Source organism: Sorangiineae bacterium MSr11367 (assembly GCA_037157805.1).
In the GTDB taxonomy this organism is placed as follows: domain Bacteria; phylum Myxococcota_A; class Polyangia; order Polyangiales; family Polyangiaceae; genus Pendulispora; species Pendulispora rubella.
Genome location: CP089983.1, coordinates 1,296,215 through 1,305,781 on the forward strand (window position 1 = coordinate 1,296,215; position 9,567 = coordinate 1,305,781).

Below are 9,567 nucleotides of genomic sequence, written 5' to 3' on the forward strand. Positions count from 1 at the left end.
CCTCCTCCTAGAACATTTCGTAAACTTTGTGGGAAACCGCGCGGCCACGTTTGATGGGAATGTGTTCGGCCGCAAGTTCCCAATGAGGCGGCAGAACGTCTCGGTCGATGACGAAGTCTTCGAGCACCAGGGCGTCGATCCTGGAACGGGCGAAACACAAGAGGGCATCCTCCGGCGAGCACACGATCGGCTCTCCCCGCACGTTGAACGAGGTGTTGAGAAGGATTGGACACTGTGTTCGCTCGTTGAAACGCTGGAGCAGCTGGGCAAAGCGACCGCCCTGCCCGAGGTCGACCGTTTGCACCCTGGCCGACCCGTCGACGTGCGTGACCGCCGGCAGCTCGAGCTTGGAGATGACCTGGCAGGTTTCCAGCATGAACGGGGAGGGATGATTGATATCGAAATGTCGAGCCGCCTCGTTCTCCAGAACGGCGGGCGCGAAAGGCCGAAAGGCTTCCCTCATCTTGACCAGCGCGTTGATGCGGTCGCGCATCTCGGGATCGCGTGGGTCGCCCAGGATGGATCGGGCTCCCAGCGCGCGTGGACCGAACTCCGTGGGGCCGCTGAACCATCCAATCACCTTGCCGGCGACGAGCCGATCCACCACCGCGTTCAAGAGCGCATCGAGGTTCGACGTGAAATCGAGAGCACGAAGTCCCGTCGAGCGCAGAAGTACGGCAATCTCACTCGTGCTGGAAGACGGTCCGAGATAGATTTCCTTCATGCGCTCGCCGGTGGGGCGGGCGCCGGTTCGTCGCGCATGGACCAGCGCTGCCGCGCCGAGGGCGCCGCCTGCATCGCTGGCCGCGGGCTGGACGAAGAGTTCTCGGAACGGGCCTTTGCGCAGGACGTGCGCATTGGCGACGCAGTTGAGCGCGACACCACCCGCCATACACAAATGATCCGAGCCCGTTCGCTGGTGAACGTATTTGGCTTTCTGGAGAAGAATGTCTTCCAAAACCACTTGGAGGCTGCGAGCCATATCGTTGTGGAATTCTTCCAGCTCGGACTCCGGAGTTCGCGCGCTGCGTCCGAAGTGGTCGACGAAGCGCTGCGAGTACATCTGCTCGCCGTCCAGAAAATCGAAGTACTCGAGGTTCAGTCTGAATTGGCCGCCTTCCCCCAGGCTCACCAGATCCTGGATCCGGTCGACATAACGGGGAGTACCATAAGGGGCGAGCCCCATGACCTTGTATTCGCCGTCATTGACGTCGAATCCCAAATACGAGGTTACCGTGCTGTAGAGAAGGCCGATGGAGTGGGGAAAGTGGACTTCTTCGAAGAGATCGATCGCATGGTCTTTCGCGTAACCGTAGGTCGCAGTTGCCCACTCGCCGACGCCGTCGAATGTCATGATGGCGGACTCGGAGAATCCGGAAAAGAAGTAGCTGCTCGCGGCGTGGGCTTGATGATGATCGACGAAGTCGACCGGCCCATCGTAGCCCGCGACCTCGCGGATGTGGCGCAGTTCCCGCCCAGGATCTAAGCCCCGCAACATCTTCTTTCTCATCTCCGGAGAGGCGCCTTCGCGAAGGCCCATCCAGATTTGACGCGACATTTTCTTCTCGGGATTTTCGTAGAAGGCGACGACGTCGATGTCCTGGATGTCGATCTTGGCGCGATCCAGACAAAAGCGAAGCGCAAGGATGGGGAAACGCTTGTCGTGTTTGACACGCGAGAGTTTCTCCTCCTCGATTCCGCAGATCAGCGCGCCATCGCGCAGAAGGCACACCGCCGAGTCATGGTAAAAGCTCGAGATGCCGAGGACATTCATGGGTAATCCCTTCCAAGGTGACGCTCGACCTCTTCGTCGGTAAGAGCGTCGATGTCACGCTGCACGGCCTCCTCGATCTCGAGCGCGAGCGCCTCGAGTGTCGTCGCATGGAACAGACGAGCGAGGGGGAGATCGATATCGTACATCTCACGAATACGAGATGCGACTTGGGTGGCGAGGAGCGAATGACCTCCGACGCTGAAGAAATCGTCGGTGGCGCTGACCCGCTCGAGGCTCAAAACCTCACACCAGATTTGCGATAAGCCCTCTTCGACGGCCGTTCGCGGGGCGATGAAATCGACCTGGGCCGAAGGCGCGGAAGGGGCGGGAAGGGCGCGGCGATCGAGTTTCCCATTGGGGGTCCGCGGGAGGGCTTCCAAGGTGATCAGGGAAGGCGGCACCATATACTCGGGGAGCTTCGCACGCAGGGCCCGCTCCACGGCGCCCGTGTCGATCTCCGTTTTTTGCTGCGCCACGAGGTATGCGACGAGCTGCTTGTTCCCGGGGACGTCTTCCCGGGCGACGACCACGGCGTCGGCGATCCCAGGCTGCACACGCAAGGCAAGTTCGATCTCGCCCAGCTCGATTCGGAAGCCGCGAATTTTGACCTGATGATCGATGCGCCCGAGAAATTCGATGCTCCCGTCGGGGAGCCAGCGAGCGAGATCTCCGGTGCGGTAAAGTCGCGCGCCAGGGGTGTCCGCGAAAGGATCGGGCACGAAGACTTCGGCCGTGCGCGAAGGATCCGCGATGTAGCCGCGCCCCACGCCTTCGCCTCCGACCCAGAGCTCGCCCGCGATCCCTTCTGGCAAGAGGCGGCCGTTTCGGCTCATCACGTACAGACGCGTGTTCTGGATGGGAAACCCGATGGGGGTGTTCGCGCCCGCGGGGGCCGACGTCATGGCGTAGTGTGCGACGTCGTCGCTGCACTCCGTCGGGCCGTAGGCGTTCATCAATGGGATGTGCGGATACGTTTCGAACCAGCGGCGGCACAGATCGGGCGGAAGTGCTTCGCCGGTGGCCACGACCCACCGCAGCTTACCGAGTAGAGGCTTGCGGGGACCGCGTCGCACGACGATGTCGAGCAGCGCGTGCAGCATCGAGGGTACGACCTCGAGGATGGTCACGCCGTCCCGTTCGACGGCATCGAGAAGCTTTTCGGGATCGTGTGCGACGTCGTCAGGCAGAACGTGCGTGCGTCCTCCCGTCAACAGAGCGACCAGAAACTGCCACACGGAAATATCGAAGCACTGCGAGGCGGTCTGGGCGACGACGTCGGCCGCGGTCAGTCCGAGATCGGCGATCTTGGCGTAGAGATGATTGAGCATCCCACGGTGCTCGACCATGGCACCTTTGGGAATGCCCGTCGAGCCGGAGGTGAAAATGACGTACGCGAGAGAGCCCGGACCGGACGGCGTGCCTAGGGGCGCGGGCCGGTCGTCGGCGTTCATGTCGACGACCACATCGAACGTGACGCCCACGTCCGCGAGTGGTGCGCGATATCGAGCGCCCACGATCGCGGCGCGCGGCTTGGCGACGGATAGGATCTGCTCCTTGCGCGCAGGCGGGTGCTGCGGATCGAGAGGCAGGTAGGCGCAACCCGCTCGGAACACGCCGAGGATGGCGGCGAGCAGATCCGGTCCTCGCTCGTCGAGGAGCGCGACCACCGCATCGGGACCGAGCCCCGCGAGGGAGCTCGCGAGCTTCCGCGTGCGTTCGCCGAGTTCGCGGTACGTGAGGCTTCCGCCGGGCCAACTAAGTGCCGCCACCTCGGGTGTGTGCTGCACTTGCTCGAGGAAAAGGTCGATGACGGTTCGTTCGCGCGGGTAGGCACGCGAGGTTTCGTTCCATGCCACGAGGAGCCGTTGGCGCTCGCCTTCGTCGAGCAGATCGAGCTCCGAAAGCAGGCCGCTCGAGCGCGCGCACATTTTGCCGAGGAGTGCCGCCATTTGACGTGCAAGCCGCTCCACGCTTGCAAGCTGGATTCGGTTCGTCTGGAAGGTGAAGCGGATTTCGAGCGCGTGGCCCGGTACCACCAGCAGATGGAGAGGGTAGCCCGTGGCCTGCCGCGAACGAACGGCCGCCTTCCAACGGCCGCCGCCCTTGTTGGCGAGCGATGCGTCGCCGCCCGGATAGGAATCGACGACCAAGATGCTCTCGAAGAGACGCGCATCCCTGGGTATCTCGCTTAGCCGTTGGATGCGTACGAGTGGGAGCTCGGCTCGTTCTTGAACCTCGGCCATCGATCGATGGACGTCGCGAATCAGCTCGTCGACCCGACGATGGCGAGAGAGGTCGACGCGCAGGGGAACGGTCGCCAAGAAATTGCCGAGGATGTTTTCGACGTCGGCGAGATCCGGCGGGCGTCCCGAAACGACCGTGCCGAAGATCACGTCGTCGCGATCGCCGTAGCGGGCCAGGAGCACGGCGAATGCGGCCTGAACGATCGCGCTCGAGGTGACCCGAAGCCGCCGAGCCAGCTCGTCGAGGCCCGTCGTTTCGGATTCCGAGACGTGGAGCGTGTGCTCGTCGTAATGCCCCGAGCCGCCCGCACCGAGGTCGCCGGGTACGGCGGTGGGGGTGGTGTAGCCCGCGAGGTTCGCCTTCCAGAAGGCTTCGCGCGCGTGGAGATCGCGACGGCCGAGGAGTCTCAAGAAATCGCGAAATGCAGCGCCCGAAGGAGTCGCGGATGGCGCCGTGGCGCGGTAGCAGGCATCGAGCTCGTCGAGGAGCAGCGGCACCGACCATCCGTCGAGCAAGAGATGGTGGTAGCTCACGAGCAGGTGATACTGCTCGGGCCCCAGCCGAAAGAGAAACAGGCGCAGCGGCGGCGCCTGGTCGAGCACGAACCCGCGCTTCTGTTCACGACGAACGTGCCGCTCGATCACCGCCTCCTGTTCGGCCGAATCCAGCGCACCGAGATCATCGTACTCCCACGGTGGATCGAACTGGGCATGGACGACGTGCAGCGGCGTCTGCAAATTCTTCCAAGCGAAGGACGTCCGTAGAACCCCGTGACGGCTCACCACGCGCCGGAAGGCGTCGCGCATCCGGGACGGATCGATGGCTTCGTGCATCGAGCAGCTGATCTGCTCGAGGTACTCGCTCGCCTCGGGGTTCTGAAGCGTGTGAAAGAGCATCCCTTGTTGAAGAGGGGTCAGCGGATAGAGATCCTCGGGGGCGCCATGCTCCTCGACGAGGATGTCCAAGGAGCGTGGTGGAATGTTCGCCAACGGATATTCGGAGGGGGTGCACCGCGCTGTTGCGGCGGTTCGACCTTGAGCGAGGAGCGCGCGCAGGGCGTCGAGAAAATCTGCCGCCACGCGTTCGATGGTCGAGCGTGCATGCAAATTCTCGCTGAAGGTAAAGGAGACGGTGAGCTCCCCGTTCAAGACGAGCCCCTCGACCTCGAGCACGTGGTGTCGGTGCCCTTTCACCGAATAGAGCGGGCCGACGGATTCGGCCTTCATCCGCAAAAGGCCGCCTTCGAGCGAGAGGCCAGCATCCAGGGTGCCGAGGTAGTTGAAGCTCACGTCGGGCGCGCGCTCGGGGTGAACGCGGCGGCCTGCGAGGTACCTTGCGGCGCCGAAGGCCACGCCGCGGTGCGGGACGCGTCGGAGCTGGTTCTTGACCGTGTCGAGGCGGTCCTCGCCAGTGAGCTCGAAATGGACCGGGAAGAGGCTGGTGAGCCAGCCCACCGTGCGCGAGAAATCGGCGTCGTCGAAGAGCTCTTCGCGACCGTGGCTCTCCATGTCGATCCAATGCGAGGCGCGACCGAGCCATGTCTGGAGTGCAGTGAGGAGCGCTGCGAGCAACAATTCGTCTGGCCGCGCGCGAAGAGCCTTGGGGAGCTCCTTCGAGAACTCGTGCGTCTCGTTCGGCGTCAACTTGACCGCCACGACGCGCGCAGAGGCCACATCGTTCACGCCGGCCGGTGTGCCGGGATCGCGAGGTAGCGGCTGCGGGGGGGCGCCGTCCTTGGGGTCATCCCAGAGATCCGTCTCCAGGACACCGCTCTCGGACGCGTCCTTCAGCCAGCGTGCGTATCGGCCCACCGTCGTGCTGCGGGCGGGCAAGTCGAGTGTGTCGCCCTCGAGGAGCTGCTCGAGGACGAGCTCCAGGTCTTCGACCAGAATGCGCCAGGAGACGGCATCGATGATCAAGTGGTGCGCGACGAGAAGGAGCTCGCCGTCGCGATCCTCACCCGCGTGCAAGAAAGCCGCCGCAAGGAGCGGACCGCGTTGGAGATCGAGCGACGCGTGCACATCGCCGGCAATCCGATCGAGCTCACCTTCGGCAAGGGGGTGGACGGCGAGCGGAACGTGCACATCGGAGGCAATCTCGGCGTGCCACTGACCGTCGCGCGGGATGAACCGCGTTCGGAGTGCGGGGTGGTTCCCGCAGATGGCGTCGAGCGCCAGCTCGATCTCCGCAGGGCGAATGCCCGCGCGGACGCCGAGAAGGACGGACATGTTCCAGTGATGCGCGTCCGCGAAGTGCTGTTCGAAGAACCACTGCTGAATGGGGAAGAGCGGCGCGGGTCCTTGCCCCTCGGTGGATTGCGCATCGATGATTTCGCTGCGCTCGATGGCCGACGACAGCTCGCGCAAGGTGGGATGCTCGGTGATGTGCCGCGCTCTGAGCCGGACGCCTCTGGCTCGTGCGTGGGAGACCACCTGCATCGCCTGGATGGAGTCCCCCCCGAGATCGAAAAAGTTGTCGCCGGGCCCGACGTGGGGGACGCCAAGTACCTCGCGAAAGGCTTGAGACAAGATGCGCTCGACCCGAGAAAGCGGCTGCGCGGTGAGCTCGGATGCTGCGCTCGGGCCCAGTAAAGGCGCGGGTAGCGCGCGTCGATCCAACTTGCCCGCGGGGGTCAATGGGAGATTCGGCAGCCCGACGAAGGCCGACGGGACGAGCGCCTTGGGCAGGTAGCGTTCGAGGTGAGCGCGGAGCTCCTCGGGCGAGGGCGGAGGGGCATCGCGTGCAACCACGTAGGCGATCAGCGCGCTGTGTCCCGCCGGTGTCTTTCGGCCGAGGACGACCGCCTCCGCGATTCGGGGGTGCTCGCGCAACGCGCGCTCGATCTCCGCGGGTTCGATTCGATATCCGCGGACCTTCAGCTGCTCGTCGATGCGCCCGAGAAATGTGAAGGCCCCGTTTGCGAGCTGGCGAACGCGATCTCCGGTGCGATACATTCGGTCGCCGGGCACGAACGGATCGGCGAGGAACCGCTCCGCCGTGAGGGCGGGGCGCCCGAGGTAGCCGCGCGCAACGGCTTCGCCCGCGATGCAAAGCTCACCGATGACCGTTCGCGGAACCGGTTTCTGCTCGGCGTCGAGCACGTAAGCGCGCACATTGGCGATCGCATGACCGATGGGCACCTCGGCGCCGTCCCACGCTCCCGGCTCGAAGCGATGCAGCAGCGACGTGATGGTCGCCTCCGTGGGGCCGTACGCATTGATCAAAGGGACGCGGCCATGGCGACACCAGGTGGCAACCCGCTCGGGGGCTGCTGCTTCGCCGCCGATGATGACCAGCCGCACCGTGGCAGGGACGCGGAGGCGGCCCTCGTGTGCCGTGTCGACCCATCCATTCCAGAATGCCGTAGGCACGTTGAGCACCGTGAGGCGCTCGCGCCGGACGAAGCGCAGAAACGTGTCGAGATCGGAGAGCGTGTCCTCATCGCGGAAGACGACACGTGCCCCGGCGGCCCAACTGGGAACCATCTCCTCCAGCGCAACGTCGAAGATCGGGGTCGCTTGCTGCAGAACACGATCGGCGGACGAGAGCGCGTAGGTCTCGGCGATGGCCTGTGCGTGGTTGAGGAGCGCCGCGTGCGAGACGACGACGCCTTTCGGCTGACCCGTGGAGCCCGAGGTGTAGATGACGTAGGCCGCGTTGGCGCGTGTTCTGCCCCGTTCCTCGACGCGAAGCTCGGTCTCGGGCGGCGGGGTCGGGCCGCGCAAGACGCAACAGGCGCGGGAATCCGCCAGCATGAAGTCGATGCGCTCCTGCGGTAAGGAGAGGTCGAGCGGGAGCGCGATGGCGCCCGCTCGAAGGACGCCCCAGAGCGCGATGGCGAGGTCGGGGCCGCGCTCGATGGCCAGCCCGACGACGGACTCCGCCCCGATTCCGGCTTCGCGGAGGCTCACGGAAAGCTCGTCGCCGCGGCGGCAAAACTCGGCGTACGTCAGCGTCTCCGTCCGCGAGGAGGCGGCGATGGCATCGGGCGAACGCATGGCTTGCCGTCGCCAGAGATCGACGATGTTCTCGGCGGCCGCGAAAGGGCAAACGGAAACCGACGGGGCAAAGGCATGCGTCGAACGGCCGGTGAGCGGTAGGGTGCTCACCGCGTGGTTTGGCGCGCGCACGGCCGACTCGAGGACGGACACGTACGCGTCCATCAGTGCTTCGACGGTCTCCTGATCGAAGCGGTCCGTATCGAATTCGGTCGCAAGACGCAGGCCGTCGCGGCTTTCGCCGACCGAGATGCTGAGGTCGACGGTCGCCATTCCATCGTCGACATGGATTGGTGAAAGCGAGAGATCGCCCAGGGTCGTAGCGTTCAGCGGGCTATTGTCGAAGATGAATGCGACGTTGAACAGCTGCGAACTGGCGTTGCCGGCGCCCGAGCCAAGGGCCTCCACGAGGCGCTCGAAGGGCAGGTCCTGATGCTCGAAAGCTTGCGCCAACGTTTGCGCGGTCCGTTGAACGAGCTCGAGGAACGTCGGATTGTCGCGAAGGTCCGTGCGCAAGACGAGAAGGTTCACGAAGCAGCCGATGAGCGGCTCGAGCTCCAGGTGATCGCGCGCCGCGGCGGCCGTACCGACCACGACATCGTCCGCGCCGGTAACGCGAAACAACATCGCTTTGAATCCGGCTAGCAGCATATTGAAGAGCGTCGTCTGCGCCCTTGCCGCCATGGCGCGAAGCGCCGGAAGCAGAGGGCCGGGCAGTTCGCGCAGAATCGTCTTACCCTGAAACCGCCGCTCTTTGGGGGCGCTGCGATCGAAAGGGAGCGGCATGTGGAACGATGCCCCGGCGAGCCTGGCCGTCCAGTGCGCGAGCAGTTCCTGGATGCGGGCGGGTGAAAGCGTGCGCCGTTGCCAAGCCGCAAAATCGGCATATTGGATCGCGAGCGGTGGCAGATGCAGCGGTTTCCGTGCGACCGCACTTTCGTAGCCGACGACCAGCTCGTTGAGCAGTACCGCCGCGGACCACCCATCGGAGACGATGTGATGAAGCGTGACGAGAAGTCGATGCTCGTCCGGCGCGAGCGTCACCACGAGCGCGCGAACGAGTGGCCCGCCCGCGAGATCGAATGGCCGCCGCGCTTCTTCCGCCAGACGCGCGGCCGCAGCAAGGGTGCGCCCGGTTGCGGGCAGCGATTCGAGACTTTCATGCGCGAAGGGAATGACGACTTCGCGGCAAAACGCGGCGACGGGTTTTCCGCCGACATTGCGGAAGGTGCAGCGGAGGTTCTCGTGGCGCACGACAATGCGCGCCAAAGCGCCATGCAACGCCTCGACGTCGAGCGGGCCATGAATCGCGGCCGCTGCCTTGATATGATAAAGCGGACTTCCCGGCGCGATTTGATCGATGAACCAAAAGCGCTCTTGCGCATACGAGACGCTTGGCTCGTCGGGCCCTCGGCGCGAAATGACGGTTTTGACCGGCTTTGTGCTTTTCTCTTTCAGTTGCTCGAGCAGCGCTCGTCGTTTGTCGGGGGAGAGTGCCGCAATTCGCTCTTTAAGAGCCTGTCGGTCATCGGCCATCTTCAATTGTTCGAC

2 protein-coding genes are annotated in these 9,567 nt (G+C 64.6%); both read right to left on the reverse strand.

Annotated elements, in window-relative coordinates; translation table 11 throughout:
• Positions 1-7: 7 nt before the first annotated feature.
• Positions 8-1,774, reverse strand: a complete 1,767-nt coding sequence (locus LVJ94_05635; protein WXB06714.1) for a carbamoyltransferase — start codon at positions 1,772-1,774, stop codon at positions 8-10.
• Positions 1,771-9,552: an amino acid adenylation domain-containing protein gene (locus LVJ94_05640; protein ID WXB06715.1), complete on the reverse strand. Its 7,782-nt coding sequence runs from the start codon at positions 9,550-9,552 to the stop codon at positions 1,771-1,773. Before LVJ94_05640 ends, LVJ94_05635 begins: the two co-directional genes overlap by 4 nt.
• Positions 9,553-9,567: the final 15 nt, after the last annotated feature.